The organism is Oleiphilus sp. HI0125, from assembly GCF_001635355.1.
In genome coordinates, this window is the sequence record NZ_LWGF01000437.1 from 1 (window position 1) to 510 (window position 510).

The 510-nt window shown below is 48.8% G+C and carries 1 protein-coding gene; it reads right to left on the bottom strand.

Annotated elements, in window-relative coordinates:
• A partial coding sequence (locus tag A3762_RS05890; protein ID WP_197469058.1) for a dihydroxy-acid dehydratase occupies positions 1-510 on the bottom strand: 510 nt, incomplete at both ends.

Genomic DNA, 510 nt, shown 5'->3' on the forward strand with positions numbered 1-510 from the left:
CGATCTTCTAATGGCTTCCACGCATCTTTTCCTTTTGCGTCCATTGCATCGCGGCGAGCTTGTAACTCAGCATCGCTAAGTTTCACGTTGATGCTACGTTCAGGAATGTTGATTTCAATGATGTCGCCCTCTTTAATCAGGCCTATAGCACCACCTGCTGCAGCTTCTGGTGAGCAGTGACCGATAGATAGGCCAGAGGTGCCGCCTGAGAATCGACCGTCGGTTAATAGCGCACATGCTTTACCAAGGCCTTTCGATTTAAGGTAACTTGTTGGGTAAAGCATTTCTTGCATCCCTGGGCCGCCTTTCGGACCTTCGTAGCGAATAACGACAACGTCGCCTTCACTTACTTCATCGTTCAAAATACCTTTTACTGCTGAGTCTTGGCTTTCGAAGATCTTTGCTTTACCCGTGAATACGTGGATTGACTCATCAACGCCTGCCGTCTTCACAACACACCCATCAAGAGCGATATTGCCATAAAGAATAGCGAGGCCGCCCTCTAGCGAG